Here is a 13,608-nt window from a genome sequence, read left to right on the forward strand (position 1 = left end):
GGCGATGGGCGGATCGCCCGACGGGTCGGAATGGAGAGCCCGCGCGCTAGGTCTCCGGCAAGGAGGACCGGATATGCTCGCCATGCGTTTCATCATTCGACCGCCGCTCGTCGCCGCTCTTTGCGCCGCCCTGCTTGGGCCGGCGGCGGCGGAGCCCGACAAGGCGCTGCTCGACAAGGCGGAAGCTATGAAGGGCCCGACGCTTTCGCTCTTGAAGACGCTCGTCGACCAGGACTCCGGAAGTACGGACGAGGCGGGCCTCTCGGCCGTCGCGGCGGTCGTCGCCGACGAGCTGAAGGAGCTCGGGGCCAAGGTCGAAGCGCACAGGGCCGCAGCGCCCGGGAAGGCCGAGAACCTCGTCGCGACCGTCGAGGGAACCGGCAAGGCCCGCATCCTGCTCATGGCGCACATGGACACGGTGTTCCGCGAGGGCGACGCCGCCAAGCGGCCGTTCCGGATCGAGAACGGACGGCTCTACGGACCGGGCGTCGTCGACGACAAGGGCGGGATCGCGCTCGGGATCTCGGCCCTCAAGATCCTCAACGAAATCGGTTTCAAGGACTTCGCGAGCCTCACGCTGCTGCTGAACTCGAGCGAGGAGATCGGATCGCCGGGCTCCCGGGCGCTGATCGAGGAGACCGCGAAAGCCCATGACGTGGCGCTGAACCTCGAGCCAGGCCGCCCGGCCGACGGGCTGGTGACGTTCCGCAAGGGCTCGGGCAGGGCTTACGTCACGGTGAAGGGCAAGAGCGCCCATGCGGGCGTCGCGCCGGAGAGCGGCCGCAACGCTGCGGCCGAACTCGCTCACCAGGTGCTGCAGCTCGGCGGGCTCGGCGACAAGGACAAGGGCACGAGCTTCAACTTCACTGTTCTGAAGGCCGGCACGGCCTCCAACATCATTCCCGAGGACGCGGAGGCGATAGCGGACGTGCGCGTGCGGACGGCCGACGAGTTCGACCGCGTGGAGAAGGACCTCAAGGAGAAGTCGCAGGAAAAAGCGGTACCTGACTCCACTGTCAGGGTGCGGCTCGAGCGCAATTTCCCGCCGATGCCGAAGAACGACCGGACCGACGCCCTCGCCGAAAAGGCGCAGGCGATCTACGGCGAACTCGGCCGAAAGCTCACGCTTGAAGGTTCGGGCGGGGCCGCGGACTCCAGCATCGCGGCGGGCGCCGGCGTGCCGGCGATCGACGGGCTCGGGATCGTGGGCGGCGAGATCCACACCCCGAACGAGTATGGCGAAGAGGCGAGCGTCGCGCCGCGGCTCTATCTGCTCACCCGCCTCATCATGGAGACCGCGAAGGCGAAGTGACGAGCCTTACGCCCACACGCCTTCGGCCTTCACGAAGTCCACAAAGGCCCTGAGCGGGGCCGGCATGAGGCGGCGGCCGGAATAATAGAGAAACGGTCCTGGAAAGCGCTCCCACCAGGGCCCCAGCACCGGCACGAGAGCGCCCGACGCCAGGTGCGGACGTAGCCAGTCCTCGAAGAGCAGAACGACGCCGGAACCGGCGACCGCCATATCGACCGCGAGATCGACCGCGGTTCCGGCCTGCACGATGAGCTGGCCCGGAGGATCGATAGAGACGGTCTCGCCGTCGCGCTCGAATTCCCACGCCATCGGCGCGCGGTTCGGGAAGCGGACGCGCAGGCACTCGTGAGCAAGCAGGTCGCGCGGATGTTCTGGCCGACCATTCCGGTCGAGATAGGACGGCGCGGCCGCCGCAGCGTAGCGCTGCGTCCTCGGCCCGATCGGCGTCGCGATCATGTCCTGCTCGAGCCGCTCGCCGTAGCGGATCCCAGCGTCGCAGCCCGAAGCCGGCAGGTCGACATAGGCGTCCTCGGCGACGATCTCGACCTTGATCTCCGGATAGGCGGCGAGAAACCGCGGCAGGATCTTGGGCAGCACCAGCCGCGCGGCGCTAACCGCCACGTTGAGCTTGAGCGTGCCCGCGGGCCGGTCGCCGGAGCCGCCCGCCACGTCGAGCGCAGCCCCGATCTCCGCCAAGGCGGGGCCGGTCTGGGCGAGCAGCCGCGCGCCGGCCTCCGTCGGGGCGACGCTGCGGGTCGTACGATGGAGAAGCGAACTCCGAGCCTCGCCTCGAGCCTCCGCACCGCCTCGCTGAGCGCCGAGGCGCTTTGGCCGCTCGCGCGCGCGCCGTCGCGGAAGCCGCCGGCGCGCGCGACGGTCACGAACGCGCTCAGGTCAGACAGATCAACCTTCATTGTACGAAAATCAGCACAGGCCGTGCAGATCGTCCATCGTTATCGAACAGCCGGCCGGGCGCTAAGTCTGTCTCATGGAAACAGGAGGCTGATCATGGCCGCACTTGAAAAATCCGGCTCTTACGCGCTCGGCGACCGCACGGTGAAACGCCTGGGCTACGGCGCGATGCAGCTCGCTGGCCCCGGTGTCTATGGCCCGCCCAAGGACCACGGCGGAGCTCTCGCGGTGTTGCGCGCCGCCGTCGCGGCCGGCGTCGACCACATCGACACCAGCGACTTCTACGGCCCGCACGTCACCAACCGCCTGATCGCCGAAGCGCTCGCGCCCTATCCGGACGGTCTCGTGATCGTCACCAAGGTCGGCGCCAAGCGGGGCGAGGACAAATCCTGGAACCCGGCGTTCGCGCCCGACCAGCTCGAAGCGGCGGTGCACGACAACCTGCGCAATCTGAAGGTCGATCAGCTCGACGTCGTGAACCTCCGCGTCATGATCGACGTCCATGGCCCCGCCGAGGGCTCGATCGAAGCCCCGTTCGCCGTGCTCGCCGATCTGCGGCGCCGCGGCCTCATCCGGCATCTTGGCCTCAGCAACGTGACGTCCGCGCAGGTGGCGGAGGCGCGCAAGATCGCGCCCGTGGTCTGCGTGCAGAACCAGTACAATCTCGCCCATCGCGGCGACGACGCGCTGGTCGACGAGCTCGCGCGCGAAAACATCGCCTATGTGCCGTTCTTCCCGCTCGGCGGGTTCTCCCCGCTCCAGTCTTCGACGCTGTCCGGCGTCGCCGAAACGCTCGGAGCGACGCCCATGCAGGCGGCGCTCGCCTGGCTGCTGCGGCGCTCGGCCAACATCCTGCTGATCCCGGGCACGTCCTCGACCACGCATCTTGCGGAGAATCTTGCGGCGGCGGATCTCGAACTGCCGGCCGACGCGGCGGCTGAACTCGACGGCGTGGCGGACGCCTCCTGAGCGCCCCCGCGCGTTGCGCCCTCCGGCGCTTTCGGCTATACGCGCGCCAGCGCGGACGTCCCACACCCCTGGAGGGGTTCGGCCGCGCGGCAGTCGGAGAGGCCGCCCGCCCCGGGCGGCCGTTTTAGTTTCGGAGAACGATCCAATGTCCGCTCCCAAGGCCCTGAAGGCCGAGACGCGCGAGAAGGCCGGCAAGGGGGCCGCCCGCGCTCTCCGTCGTGAAGGTAAGATCCCCGCCGTCATCTACGGCGGCAAGAAGCCCCCTGTGTCCATCGTCCTCGACGGCCACATGATGTTCAAGCTGCTGCACGCCGGCGGCTTCAAGACCACGGTGTTCGAGATCGACACCGGCAAGGGCAAGGAGCGGGTCGTCCCGCGCGACTACCAGCGCGACGTCGTCAAGGACACGCTGATCCACGTCGACTTTTTCCGCGTCACCGCCTCCTCGGTGATCGAGGTCGAGGTGCCGGTGCACTTCCTCAACGAAGACAAGGCTCCGGGCCTGGTCCGCGGCGGCGTGCTCAACACGGTGCTTCACACCGTCAAGGTGAAGGCCGGCGTCGACCACCTCCCCGAGGCGATCGAGGTCGACCTCAAGGGTCTCGAGATCGGCGACATCGTGCACGGCTCGTCGGTGAAGCTGCCGAAGGGCGTCGAGTTCGTCGAGGAGAACCTCGAGGAATACACGATCGCCACCATCGCCGCCCCGACCGTCGTGGCCGAGGAGCAGGCTGAAGAGCAGGCCGAGATCGAGGCCGAGAAGGCCGCCGAGGAAGCCGGCGAGACCACCGAGGAAGAGGCCGCCGAGGGCGAAGCGTCCGAGGGCGGCGAGGCCGAGGCTTCGGACGAGAAGAAGTCCGAGGACTAATCCTCTTCCCTGCGGGAGCCTTCGCCAATGCTGCTCCTGGTCGGCCTCGGAAATCCGGGGCCGAAATACGAGAAGAACCGGCACAATATCGGCTTCATGGCCGTTGACCGGATCGCGTCGCGCCACGGATTTTCGCCGTGGCGCGCGCGCTTTCAAGGCGTGACAGCCGAAGGCTCGATCGCCGGCGTGAAGACGCTGCTGCTGCTGCCCGGCACCTATATGAACGAAAGCGGCCGCTCGGTCGCCGAGGCCGCGCGCTTCTTCAAGATCGAGCTTCCCGACATCGTCGCGTTCCACGACGAGCTCGACCTCCCTCCCGCCAAGATGCGCGTGAAGACCGGCGGCGGAAACGCCGGCCACAACGGGCTGCGCTCGATCACCGCTCACATGGGCAACGACTATCGCCGCGTGCGGCTCGGCATCGGCCATCCCGGCCGCGACGCCGTTCTGCATTACGTGCTGAACGACTTCGGCAAGGGCGAGATGGTCTGGGTCGGGGAGCTGAACGACGCCATCGCCGACGCCGCGGAGCTGTTGGCCAAGCGCGAAGACAACAGCTTTCAGAACAAGGTGCACCTGCGGATGGACGCCGCAGGGTTCGGCGAGCCGAAGAAGCCGGGCGACGGGAAGCCTTGACCCGGGGACACGAAGACACGAACTTCGTGTCCTGGAGGGTTCCATGAAGAACGTGACGATCACCATGGACGAAGACGTGCTCGGCTGGGTGCGGGTCGAAGCGGCCAAGCGCGGCGAGAGCGTCTCGCGCTTCATCGCCGGCATCGTTCGTGAAAAGCGCCAATCCCCTGCCATCTCCCAGTTGGAGAGCCTCGAGCGCTTCCTCGCGCAGCCCACTCGCGACGAGCCTCTCGCCGATCCCACCCCGACATCGCGCCGCGACGAGATCTACGACGATGCGCTGCTTCATCGATTCCAACGTGCTGGTCTATCTCCGCGACACGAGGGATTTGGCGAAGACTGAGCGCGCGGCCGAGTGGACGCGGTTTGCAGCGTCGCGCGAGGCGATCGTGATCAGCCCTCAGGTGATCAATGAGTTCACGTCGGTTCTCACCCGCAAGCTGAAGCTCTATACGATCCCCGAAATGGAACCGCTGGTCCTCGAGTTGCGGCGATGGTGTTCCGCGCCATTGACGGTCGACACCTCGCTTCTCGCTTTCGACGTCCATAAGCAGTTCGGCTTCGCCTGGTGGGACAGCCTGATCGTCGCCTCGGCGCTTCAGTCGGATTGCGATGTGCTGCTCTCGGAAGATATGAGCCATCGGCGACGCATCGGTCCGCTCCGCATCCTCGACCCGTTTCTCGTCCGGCCGGACGAGGCGCTTTCACCAAACTGATCGGTTTCTCTCCCATGGGCTTCAAATGCGGCATCGTCGGCCTGCCGAACGTCGGCAAGTCGACCCTCTTCAACGCGCTGACGCAGACGGCCGCGGCGCAGGCGGCCAACTATCCGTTCTGCACCATCGAGCCGAATGTCGGCGAGGTGGCGGTGCCGGACCCGCGGCTCGAGGCGCTCGCCAAGATCGCAAGCTCCAAGGAGATCATCCCGACGCGCCTCACCTTCGTGGACATCGCAGGCCTGGTGCGCGGCGCCTCCAAGGGCGAAGGCCTCGGCAACCAGTTCCTGGCGCATATCCGCGAAGTCGACGCGATCGCCTATGTGCTGCGCTGCTTCGAGGACGACGACATCACCCATGTCGAGGGCAAGATCGACCCGCTCTCCGACTATGAGACGGTCGAGACCGAGCTGATGATCGCCGACCTCGAGAGCCTCGAGAAGCGCGTCGTCGCGCTCGAAAAGCGCGCCCGCGGGGCCGACAAGGAAGCCAAGGAGCAGCTCGAGCTGGTCAACCGCGTGCTGCCGCTGCTGCGCGACGGCAAGCCGGCCCGCGCCGCGAAGGTTTCGGACGACGAGCGCCCGGCGTTCGACGCGCTGAACCTCTTGACCTCCAAGCCCATCCTCTTCGTCGCCAATGTCGACGAGGCTTCGGCCGCCGGCGGCAACGAGTTCTCGGCCAAGGTGGAGCAACAGGCGAAGACCGAGGGTGCGGTCACCGTGGTCATCTCCGCCAAGATCGAGAGCGAGATCGCGACGCTGCCGACCGAAGAGCGCACCGAGTATCTCGAGGCGCTCGGCCTCGAGGAGACCGGCCTCGACCGCCTGATCAACGCGGGCTACCAGCTGCTCGGCCTCGTGACCTACTTCACGGTCGGCCCCAAGGAAGCGCGCGCCTGGACCATCGAGAGGGGCACCAAGGCCCCGGGCGCCGCGGGCGTGATCCACTCGGATTTCGAAAAGGGCTTCATCCGCGCCGAGACCATCGCGTACCCGGACTATGTGGCGCTGAAGGGCGAAGCGGGCGCGAAGGAGGCCGGAAAATTCCGCCTCGAAGGCAAGGACTACGTGGTCGCGGACGGCGACGTGCTCCACTTCCGCTTCGCGAACTGAGGGCTGAGTTTCCTCAGTCGTCATCCTCGGGCTTGGCCCGAGGATCCATTGTCGGGGCGGAAACGAACTGCGTGCTTCGAGACGCGCCTTCGGCGCTCCTCAGCATGAGGAAGGTCTGAGCTTCTAAACTCCCCTCATGCTGAGGAGGCGGCGTCAGCCGCCGTCTCGAAGCACGCAATCGACTGATGAAGGCGAGCCCGTGAGCGACCCGAACATCTTCTTCGAGGACTTCCTCCCCGGCGACGTCGCCGACTATGGCGACTGGACCGTCGACCGCGACGACATGGTCGAGTTCGCGCGCGAGTTCGATCCGCAGCCGATGCATCTCTCCGAGGAAGCCGCCCGCGGCTCGATGCTGGGCGAGCTCATCGGCTCCGGCTGGTACACCGCCGCCCTCCTCATGCGGATGAACTGCGACGCGTTTCTTCTGGACGCCGCTTCGCTCGGCTCGCCGGGCGCCGACAGTCTTGAATGGCGCGCGCCGGTCAAGGCCGGCGACCAACTGTCGGTGCGCCGGAAAGTTCTGACCGCGCGCGGCGTGCCGGGGCGTTCCGAGGCGGGGCTGGTGAAGTTCGAATTCGAGGTGCGGAACCAGAACGGCGTCGTGGTCATGCGGCAGGTGAGCACGAAGCTCATCGGCCGGCGGAGGGCGCCCTGATGCATCTTGAGGATTACGAGGTCGGCAAGAAAGTCGAGATCGGCCACTGGACGTTTGCGGCGGAAGACATCATCCGCTTCGCCGAAAAATACGACCCGCAGCGCTTCCATCTGTCCGAGGAGGCGGGCCGCGCGGGGCCGTTCAAGGGGCTCGCCGCCTCGGGCTGGCACAGCTGCGCGATCTGGATGAAGCTGATGATCGCATTCCAGGTGCGCATGGCCAAGGAGCGCATGGCCGCGGGCCTCCCCGTCGGCCGCGCCGGCCCCTCGCCCGGCTTCACGGACCTCAAGTGGCGCCATCCCGTGATGGCGGGCGACACGCTGACCTATTTCGCCGAGGCGCTGGAGGCGCGGCCGAGCGCCTCACGGCCCGGATGGGGATTGGTGAAGGCGCTGAACACGGCGGTGAACCAGCGCGGCGAGGAAGCCCTGCGGTTCACCAGCACGGTGTTCGTCGAGACGCGGCCCCAAGGCTGACGCGCCGTTAGTCAAGCACGCGCCCTGCGATCGCGTCGAGCTTCGCCAGAAGCGCCGGGTCGCGATGCTCCAGCGCCGTCACCAGCGCGAAGTCGAGCGCGCGGTCCGAGCCGAGCGGACACGGTTCCGGCTCCGCCGGGAACTCGGCCGCGAGCCGCGCCAGAAGCCTCCGCGCCCTGTCGCCGTTCGCACGCATCACCTCTAGGATCTCGGCGACGCCGACCCCGCTCTCATGCGGGCGCCAGGCGTCGTAGTCGGTGACCATGGCGATGGTCGCATAGGGCAGCTCCGCTTCCCGGGCGAGCTTGGCCTCGGGCATGTTGGTCATCCCGACCACCGAAGCGCCCATCGCCTTGTAGGCGACCGACTCCGCGCGCGTCGAAAACTGCGGACCCTCCATGCAGACATAGGATCCGCCCACGATATGCGGGATCTCCTCCGCGGCCGCCGCGCGGGCGATGCGCGCGACGAGATTGGGAGCGACCGGATCGGAAAAGGAGACGTGAGCCACGCATCCTGCGCCGAAGAACGAGGTTTCCCGGCGGAACGTGCGGTCGATGAACTGATCGACCAGCACGAAGGTCCCGGGCGGCAGCTCTTCCTTGTAGGAGCCGCAGGCCGAGACCGAGATCAGGTCGGTGACGCCCGCCCGCTTCAGCACGTCGATGTTGGCTCGGTAGTTGATGTCGGAGGGCGCGAAGCGGTGGCCCGCGCCATGGCGCGGAAGGAACACGACGCGGGTTTCGCCGATCACGCCTTCGATCGGCTTCGCCGAAGGCTCGCCCCACGGGCTCGACAGATCGAGCTCGCGGACATCGGTCAGCAGCGAAAGGTCGTAGATCCCCGAACCGCCGATGACGCCGAGCGTCGCGCGTCGTTTCTGAACTTCGGCCATGTGTCCTGCTCCCCCCGAAACGACGACGGCGGGCCCCGCGAAGAGCCCGCCGCCTGCGATATCAGACCGGACGCCGAAGCGTCAGGCCGTCATGGCTATCTCACGCGGTCCGCGACTTCAGACCGCCCCAGACGCTCTTCTTCGTGAAATAGAGCAGCGCGCCGAAGACGATGAGGAAGAACATCACCTTGAAGCCCATCTGCTTGCGATCGAGCATGTGGGGCTCTGCCGCCCACACCATGAAGGCCGCGACGTCCTTGCCGTACTGATCGACCGTCGTGGGCGTGCCGTCGGTGTATTCGACCTGACCGGCCTGGATCGGCGGAGCCATCGCGATCCAGTGGCCCGGGAAGTAGGTGTTGTAGTGGAGGCCCGGCTTCGGCGGCTTCTCGCCGTGCTCCGGCTCCTTGTAGCCGGCGAGCAGCGCGTGGATGTAGTCCGGACCCTGCTCCTGGAACTGGGTGAAGATGTCGAACACGAAGGTCGGGAAGCCGCGTTCGTAGGTGCGGGCCTTGGCGAGCGTGGAGAAGTCCGGCGGATAGGCGCCGCCGTTCGAGGCGCGCGCCGCCTGCTCGTTCGGGAACGGGCTCGGGAAATAATCCGAGAGCTTGCCCGGGCGGTCGACGAAGTCGCCGCTGTCGTTCGGGCCGTCCTTGATCTGGTACTCGGCCGCGATCGTCTCGGCCTGGCCTTCGGTGAAGCCGAGGCCGCCCTCCTGCGCGAGGTTGCGGAACGCGACCATCGACATCGCGTGGCAGCTTGCGCAGACCTCGCGGTAGATCTTGAAGCCGCGCTGCAGCTGCGCCTGGTCGTACTTTCCGAACGGCCCGGAGAACGACCACTGCTGCCGCGGTGGGTGAACCTGCTCGGCGGCCGACGCGGGAGCAACGACCGCGAAGGTCGCGGCGGCGATCGAGACCGCCGCCAGGGCCGCCCGGACCGGGCGGGCGAAGGTCAGGCGGATCATCGTTGGGCCTCCCGGGCTGCTGCGAGATTGGCGAGCGCCGAATGGCCGCCCCTCTTCTCCTCGTCGGCGAGCACGTCGTCCGCGATCGAGGCCGGCAGCGGCTTCGGCGTCTCGAGCATGCCGAGCAGCGGCAGGATGATCAGGAAGTGGGCGAAGTAGTAGAAGGTCGCGATCTGCGAGATCGTGACGTACCAGCCCTCCGGCGGCTTCGAGCCGAGCCAGCCGAGCAGCACGCAGACGCCCACGAAGACCCAGAAGAACTGCTTGAACAGCGGCCGGTACTTGCCCGAGCGGACCTTCGAGGTGTCGAGCCAGGGCAGCACGAACAGCACCGCGATCGCGCCGAACATGCAGAGCACGCCGCCGAGCTTGGACGGGATGGCGCGCAGGATCGCGTAGAACGGCAGGAAGTACCATTCCGGCACGATGTGCGACGGCGTCACCAGGCTGTTGGCCTTGATGTAATTGTCGGCGTGGCCGAGGTAGTTCGGCGTGTAGAACACGAACCACGAGAAGAAGATCAGGAAGCACACCATCGCGAAGCCGTCCTTCAGCGTGGCGTAGGGCGTGAACGGCACGGTGTCGCGGCGGATATCCTTGATGTCGACGCCCGCAGGATTGTTCTGGCCGACATGATGCAGCGCCCAGATATGGAGTCCGACGACGCCCACGATCACGAAGGGCAGCAGATAGTGCAGCGAGAAGAAGCGCTGCAGCGTCGCGTTGTCGACCGCGAAGCCGCCCCAGAGCCACGTCACCAGCGTCTCGCCGACCACGGGAATGGCGGAGAACAGGTTGGTGATGACGGTCGCGCCCCAGAACGACATCTGACCCCAGGGCAGCACGTAGCCCATGAAGGCGGTGGCCATCATCAGCAGGAAGATCAGAACGCCGAGGATCCAGAGGATCTCGCGGGGCGCCTTGTAGGAGCCGTAATACATGCCGCGGAAGATGTGGATGTAGACCGCGATGAAGAACATCGACGCGCCGTTGGCGTGCAGATAGCGCAGCAGCCAACCGTAGTTGACGTCGCGCATGATCTTCTCGACCGACTCGAAGGCGAGCGAGGCGTGCGGCGTGTAGTGCATCACGAGCACGACGCCAGTCAGGATCTGGGCGACCAGCATGAAGGTCAGGATGCCGCCGAAGGTCCAGAGGTAGTTCAGGTTCCGCGGCACCGGATAAGCGACGGCGCTCGAATGGATCAGGCCGACGATCGGCAGCCTGTCCTCGAACCACTTCGCGACGCCCGGCTTAGGCTCGTAGGTCGAATGTCCCTGCATGGTGGTCGTTCACCCCTCCCGGCGCGCCTTGCGGCGGCCGTCTCCCTCAGCCGATCTTGATTTTTGTGTCGCCTTCGAAGGCGTATGGCGGGATCGCGAGGTTTTCCGGCGCCGGGCCCCGGCGGATGCGGCCGGCGGCGTCGTAGTGCGATCCGTGGCAGGGGCAGAGCCAGCCGCCGAAATCGCCGGAATTCGCGAGCGGCACGCAACCGAGATGCGTGCACACGCCCGTCACGATCAGCCAGTTCTCCTTGCCCTTCGCGCCGCGATTGGCGTCGGAGGCGTCCGCGTCGGACGGAAGGTTGGCGTTGCGGGCGTTCTTGTCGGGCAGGTCGCCGAGCGGCGTCTTGGACGCTTCCTCGATCTGCTGCTTGGTCCGGTTCCAGATGAAGACCGGCTTGCCGCGCCACTTCACGCTGACCACCTGGCCTTCGGCGATCTGCGAGAGATCGACGTCGGTGGAGGCGAGCGCAAGCGAGGCGGCGTCCGGGTTCATCTGGTCGATGAACGGCCAGGCCAGGAAGGCCGCGCCCCAGACGGCGGTGGCCCCGGTGGCGAGATACAGAAAATCGCGGCGGTTCGGCTGTTCGGCGTGCTCGGTGGTCGTCACTGGGGTCTCCGCCGCTACCTACGTTGCTGGCCGAAACCGGATCGTGGACCCTTTCGGCTGGTCCCAGGAGCGGCCCGATTGGAATGGCTCTCAAGACGAGTGGCTATCTGACACGGGTGGACATTTCGTCCAAGCCCGGATGGCCGATCATGACACCTTGTCGCAGCCAAATGGCTATCGACGCACAGAAAAGGCTTTTTTCCCAATGCGGCTCGCCCTCCTCCAGCCCGACATCCCGCAGAACGCCGGGACGATGCTGCGGATGGCGGCCTGCCTCGGAGTCGATGTCGACATCGTCGAACCGGCGGGTTTTCCCGTTTCGGACCGCGCCTTCCGCCGGGCGGGGCTCGATTATCTCGATCATGTGAACATCCGCCGCCATGCGTCCTTCACGGCGTTCGAGGAAATCCGCCGCGCGGAGGGCCGACGGCTCGCGCTCCTGACGACGAAGGCCGAGACCTCTCATCTTTCAGCGGATTTTCGGCCCGGCGACGTTCTGATGGTCGGCCGGGAATCGTCCGGCGCGCCGGATTGCGTGCATGAGGCCGCCGATCTGCGGATCGCGATCCCGATGCGGCCGGACCTGCGCTCTCTCAACGTCGCGGTCGCCGCCGCGATCGTCCTCGGCGAGGCGCTTCGCCGGACGGACGGCTTTCCACCGTTTGCGAAGACGCCCTAAAAAGCGCGACCGCAAAGGACGCGAAGACGCCAATGCCCCTTCCCGACGACATCGACGCCCGCAAGACGCAGGCCCGCGCCTGGTTCGAGACCTTGCGCGACCGGATCCATCAGAGCCTCGAGGCGATCGAGGACGAGGCCGGCGGCGAGGCCCCCGCCGGACGCTTCGAGCGCACGCCCTGGTCGCGCGCCGACCACACCGGCGCGGACGGCGGCGGAGGCGTGATGGGCATGATGAAGGGACGCGTGTTCGAAAAGGTCGGCGTGCACGTCTCCACCGTCTTCGGCGAATTCGCGCCCGAGTTCCGCAAGGACATTCCCGGGGCCACGGAAGCGCCGGACTTCTGGGCGTCGGGCATCTCGCTGATCGCCCACCCCTGGAGCCCGCACGTTCCGACCGTGCACATGAACACGCGGTTCGTCGTGACCTCGAAAGCCTGGTTCGGCGGCGGCGGCGACCTCACCCCCGTGCTCGACCGCAGGCGCACGCAGGACGACCCGGACACGGTCGCGTTCCATGCGGCCTACAGGCAGGCCTGCGAAGGCCATGCGGTCGCCGACTATCCGAAGTTCAAGCAGTGGTGCGACGACTACTTCTTCCTCAAGCACCGCAACGAGCCGCGCGGCGTCGGCGGCATCTTCTACGACTGGCTCGACTCAAACGATTTCGACGCCGACTTCGCCTTCACGAGATCGGTCGGCGAGGCCTTCCTGAAGGCCTATCCGGACATCGTGCGGGCGAACCTGTCGACGCCCTGGACCGAGGCCGACCGGGCCGAGCAGCTCGTGCGCCGCGGTCGCTATGTCGAGTTCAACCTGCTGCACGACCGCGGCACGATCTTCGGCCTCAAGACCGGCGGCAACGTCGCCTCGATCCTGTCGTCGCTGCCGCCGCACGCGGCGTGGCCGTGAGAAGGCTCCGATGCTGACGATCTACGGCGACCCGATTTCGGGCAACTGCATGAAGGTGCGCTGGGTCGCCGAGCTCCTCGGCGTTCCGTTCGAGTGGCGCGACGTCGACGTCGTCGAGGGCGAGGCCCGGACACCGGCGTTTCTCGCGCTCAATCCGGCTGGAAAAGTCCCGTTCGTCGTTCTCGCCGACGGGCGGTCGCTGTCGGAGTCGAACGCCATCATCCTCCACCTCGCCGACGGCTCGGCGCTCGTCCCGACCGACGCCTTCGAGCGCGCCGTGATGCTGCAGTGGCTGTTCTGGGAGCAGTACAGCCACGAGCCCTATGTCGCCGTGCGCCGCTTCCAGATCCGCTATCTCGGCAAGACGCCCGAAGAGCTCGATCCGCGTCTGCTGGAGCGCGGCGAGGCCGCCTTCGCGCTGATGGAGCGGCGGCTCGGCGAAAGCGCGTTCATGGCCTGCGCCGCGCCGACGCTCGCCGACGTCTCGCTGCTCGCCTACACGCGGCTCGCCCATGAGGGCGGCTTCGATCTCGCGCCGTTCCCTCGCCTCAGGGACTGGATCGCACGCGCCGAGGCCGCGCTCGGCGTCTCGGCCTGACCCAGG

At 67.1% G+C, this 13,608-nt stretch carries 16 protein-coding genes and 1 pseudogene; 12 read left to right on the forward strand and 5 right to left on the reverse strand.

All coding sequences use genetic code 11. The features are described from left to right. The first annotated feature begins 73 nt into the window (after positions 1–73). The gene (locus ACFOWB_RS22555; protein WP_378149511.1) at positions 74–1,312 is read left to right on the forward strand and encodes a glutamate carboxypeptidase; all 1,239 of its coding nucleotides are present in this window, start codon (positions 74–76) and stop codon (positions 1,310–1,312) included. 6 nt (positions 1,313–1,318) lie between these two features. Here the strand turns inward: ACFOWB_RS22555 and ACFOWB_RS22560 are convergent. Further along, positions 1,319–2,226: pseudogene (locus tag ACFOWB_RS22560) on the reverse strand (LysR family transcriptional regulator). Between the two features lie 94 nt (positions 2,227–2,320). Here ACFOWB_RS22560 and ACFOWB_RS22565 point away from each other — a divergent pair. The 8 genes from ACFOWB_RS22565 (at position 2,321) to ACFOWB_RS22600 (ending at position 7,659) form a co-directional block, all read left to right on the forward strand. Next, a complete protein-coding gene (locus ACFOWB_RS22565; protein ID WP_261404593.1) occupies positions 2,321–3,193 on the forward strand; it encodes an aldo/keto reductase family oxidoreductase in 873 nt (290 codons plus the stop codon). Positions 3,194–3,338: 145 nt separating this feature from the next. After that, the gene (locus tag ACFOWB_RS22570) at positions 3,339–4,061 is read left to right on the forward strand and encodes a 50S ribosomal protein L25/general stress protein Ctc (RefSeq protein ID WP_261404594.1); all 723 of its coding nucleotides are present in this window, start codon (positions 3,339–3,341) and stop codon (positions 4,059–4,061) included. A gap of 27 nt (positions 4,062–4,088) precedes the next feature. Further along, positions 4,089–4,697, forward strand: a complete 609-nt coding sequence (pth, locus tag ACFOWB_RS22575) for an aminoacyl-tRNA hydrolase (RefSeq protein ID WP_261404595.1) — start codon at positions 4,089–4,091, stop codon at positions 4,695–4,697. A 43-nt stretch (positions 4,698–4,740) separates the two neighbouring features. Continuing rightward, positions 4,741–5,040: a hypothetical protein gene (locus ACFOWB_RS22580; RefSeq protein WP_261404596.1), complete on the forward strand. Its 300-nt coding sequence runs from the start codon at positions 4,741–4,743 to the stop codon at positions 5,038–5,040. Next, positions 4,973–5,413, forward strand: coding sequence for a PIN domain-containing protein (locus ACFOWB_RS22585; RefSeq protein ID WP_378149515.1), 441 nt, complete (start codon positions 4,973–4,975; stop codon positions 5,411–5,413). The genes ACFOWB_RS22580 and ACFOWB_RS22585 overlap by 68 nt, the downstream gene beginning before the upstream one ends. 14 nt (positions 5,414–5,427) lie before the next feature. After that, positions 5,428–6,525, forward strand: coding sequence for a redox-regulated ATPase YchF (ychF, locus tag ACFOWB_RS22590; RefSeq protein ID WP_261404599.1), 1,098 nt, complete (start codon positions 5,428–5,430; stop codon positions 6,523–6,525). A 199-nt stretch (positions 6,526–6,724) separates the two neighbouring features. Continuing rightward, the gene (locus ACFOWB_RS22595; protein ID WP_378149517.1) at positions 6,725–7,183 is read left to right on the forward strand and encodes a MaoC family dehydratase; all 459 of its coding nucleotides are present in this window, start codon (positions 6,725–6,727) and stop codon (positions 7,181–7,183) included. Continuing rightward, positions 7,183–7,659: a MaoC family dehydratase gene (locus tag ACFOWB_RS22600; protein ID WP_378149520.1), complete on the forward strand. Its 477-nt coding sequence runs from the start codon at positions 7,183–7,185 to the stop codon at positions 7,657–7,659. Before ACFOWB_RS22595 ends, ACFOWB_RS22600 begins: the two co-directional genes overlap by 1 nt. 7 nt (positions 7,660–7,666) lie before the next feature. Here the strand turns inward: ACFOWB_RS22600 and ACFOWB_RS22605 are convergent, their stop codons facing one another. The 4 genes from ACFOWB_RS22605 to petA form a co-directional block, all read right to left on the reverse strand. Beyond that, positions 7,667–8,554: an S-methyl-5'-thioadenosine phosphorylase gene (locus tag ACFOWB_RS22605; RefSeq protein WP_378149522.1), complete on the reverse strand. Its 888-nt coding sequence runs from the start codon at positions 8,552–8,554 to the stop codon at positions 7,667–7,669. Positions 8,555–8,654: 100 nt separating this feature from the next. Continuing rightward, positions 8,655–9,521 carry a cytochrome c1 gene (locus tag ACFOWB_RS22610; protein ID WP_378149525.1) on the reverse strand — a complete coding sequence of 289 codons (867 nt, stop codon included), beginning with the start codon at positions 9,519–9,521 and terminating at the stop codon, positions 8,655–8,657. Then, a complete protein-coding gene (locus ACFOWB_RS22615; RefSeq protein WP_378149527.1) occupies positions 9,518–10,804 on the reverse strand; it encodes a cytochrome b in 1,287 nt (428 codons plus the stop codon). The genes ACFOWB_RS22610 and ACFOWB_RS22615 overlap by 4 nt, the downstream gene beginning before the upstream one ends. A 46-nt stretch (positions 10,805–10,850) precedes the next feature. Continuing rightward, complete coding sequence (gene petA, locus ACFOWB_RS22620; protein WP_378149529.1) at positions 10,851–11,414, reverse strand: ubiquinol-cytochrome c reductase iron-sulfur subunit; 564 nt, start codon at positions 11,412–11,414, stop codon at positions 10,851–10,853. A gap of 205 nt (positions 11,415–11,619) precedes the next feature. On the opposite strand from petA, the gene ACFOWB_RS22625 reads away from it, so the two are divergent. The 3 genes from ACFOWB_RS22625 to ACFOWB_RS22635 are packed head-to-tail and all read left to right on the forward strand — an operon-like array spanning position 11,620 to position 13,602. Further along, positions 11,620–12,093 (forward strand): tRNA (cytidine(34)-2'-O)-methyltransferase, encoded by a 474-nt coding sequence (locus tag ACFOWB_RS22625; RefSeq protein ID WP_378149836.1) that lies wholly within the window; start codon positions 11,620–11,622, stop codon positions 12,091–12,093. 32 nt (positions 12,094–12,125) lie between these two features. Beyond that, entirely contained in the window at positions 12,126–13,004 is an 879-nt protein-coding gene (gene hemF, locus ACFOWB_RS22630; protein ID WP_378149531.1) for an oxygen-dependent coproporphyrinogen oxidase, read from the forward strand. A gap of 10 nt (positions 13,005–13,014) precedes the next feature. After that, the gene (locus ACFOWB_RS22635; protein WP_378149533.1) at positions 13,015–13,602 is read left to right on the forward strand and encodes a glutathione S-transferase family protein; all 588 of its coding nucleotides are present in this window, start codon (positions 13,015–13,017) and stop codon (positions 13,600–13,602) included. The last annotated feature ends 6 nt before the right edge of the window (positions 13,603–13,608 follow it).

Source organism: Chenggangzhangella methanolivorans, assembly GCF_042648545.1.
Taxonomy (GTDB): Bacteria; Pseudomonadota; Alphaproteobacteria; order Rhizobiales; family Methylopilaceae; genus Methylopila; species Methylopila methanolivorans.

What these genes read in the sequence shown, in the direction of transcription:
- ACFOWB_RS22555 (WP_378149511.1), top strand. Translation starts at nt 74, where the DNA reads ATGCTCGCCATGCGTTTCATCATTCGACCGCCGCTCGTCGCCGCTCTT.
- ACFOWB_RS22565 (WP_261404593.1), top strand. Translation starts at nt 2,321, where the DNA reads ATGGCCGCACTTGAAAAATCCGGCTCTTACGCGCTCGGCGACCGCACG.
- ACFOWB_RS22570 (WP_261404594.1), top strand. Translation starts at nt 3,339, where the DNA reads ATGTCCGCTCCCAAGGCCCTGAAGGCCGAGACGCGCGAGAAGGCCGGC.
- pth (WP_261404595.1), top strand. Translation starts at nt 4,089, where the DNA reads ATGCTGCTCCTGGTCGGCCTCGGAAATCCGGGGCCGAAATACGAGAAG.
- ACFOWB_RS22580 (WP_261404596.1), top strand. Translation starts at nt 4,741, where the DNA reads ATGAAGAACGTGACGATCACCATGGACGAAGACGTGCTCGGCTGGGTG.
- ACFOWB_RS22585 (WP_378149515.1), top strand. Translation starts at nt 4,973, where the DNA reads ATGCGCTGCTTCATCGATTCCAACGTGCTGGTCTATCTCCGCGACACG.
- ychF (WP_261404599.1), top strand. Translation starts at nt 5,428, where the DNA reads ATGGGCTTCAAATGCGGCATCGTCGGCCTGCCGAACGTCGGCAAGTCG.
- ACFOWB_RS22600 (WP_378149520.1), top strand. Translation starts at nt 7,183, where the DNA reads ATGCATCTTGAGGATTACGAGGTCGGCAAGAAAGTCGAGATCGGCCAC.
- ACFOWB_RS22605 (WP_378149522.1), bottom strand. Translation starts at nt 8,554, where the DNA reads ATGGCCGAAGTTCAGAAACGACGCGCGACGCTCGGCGTCATCGGCGGT.
- ACFOWB_RS22610 (WP_378149525.1), bottom strand. Translation starts at nt 9,521, where the DNA reads ATGATCCGCCTGACCTTCGCCCGCCCGGTCCGGGCGGCCCTGGCGGCG.
- ACFOWB_RS22615 (WP_378149527.1), bottom strand. Translation starts at nt 10,804, where the DNA reads ATGCAGGGACATTCGACCTACGAGCCTAAGCCGGGCGTCGCGAAGTGG.
- ACFOWB_RS22625 (WP_378149836.1), top strand. Translation starts at nt 11,620, where the DNA reads ATGCGGCTCGCCCTCCTCCAGCCCGACATCCCGCAGAACGCCGGGACG.
- hemF (WP_378149531.1), top strand. Translation starts at nt 12,126, where the DNA reads ATGCCCCTTCCCGACGACATCGACGCCCGCAAGACGCAGGCCCGCGCC.
- ACFOWB_RS22635 (WP_378149533.1), top strand. Translation starts at nt 13,015, where the DNA reads ATGCTGACGATCTACGGCGACCCGATTTCGGGCAACTGCATGAAGGTG.